The sequence below is a fragment of the Ensifer sp. EB106-03-01-XG145 genome, from assembly GCF_058792075.1.
The window spans coordinates 1-607 of sequence record NZ_JBYTEC010000075.1 but is presented as its reverse complement, the minus strand read 5'-3'; the positions used below and the strand labels follow the sequence as shown (position 1 = coordinate 607).

Genomic DNA, 607 nt, shown 5'->3' with positions numbered 1-607 from the left:
CCGAGCTTCTGGCCAACGCGTCCGACATCGACAGCCCGACGCTGACGGCGACGGGTCTGACGATCGACGGCGGCGGCAATGGCACGCTCGTCGGCAATGGTGACGGCACCTGGACCTATACGCCGGCCACCAATGACGACACCGGGGTTTCGTTCAGCTACACGATTGAGGACGGCAGTGGCGGCAGCGTCGCCGGCTCCGCGAGCCTCGACATCACCCCGGTCAACGACGCCCCGACGACGTCGGCGGTGACGCTGGCGGCGATCGCCGAGGACAGCGGTGGCCGACTGATCACCCAGGCCGAGCTGCTGGCCAACGCGTCCGACATCGACAGCCCGACGCTGACGGCGACGGGTCTGACGATCGACGGCGGCGGCAATGGCACGCTCGTCGGCAATGGTGACGGCACCTGGACCTATACGCCGGCCACCAATGACGACACCGGGGTTTCGTTCAGCTACACGATTGAGGACGGCAGTGGCGGCAGCGTCGCCGGCTCCGCGAGCCTCGACATCACCCCGGTCAACGACGCCCCGACGACGTCGGCGGTGACGCTGGCGGCGATCGCCGAGGACAGCGGTGGCCGACTGATCACCCAGTCCGAGCT

General features: G+C 68.7%; 1 protein-coding gene. It reads left to right on the top strand.

The window, feature by feature from the left end; all coding sequences use genetic code 11:
- Window positions 1–607 (top strand): cadherin-like domain-containing protein (locus AC3WWH_RS34800; protein WP_492377630.1); only part of this gene is annotated, 607 nt, incomplete at both ends.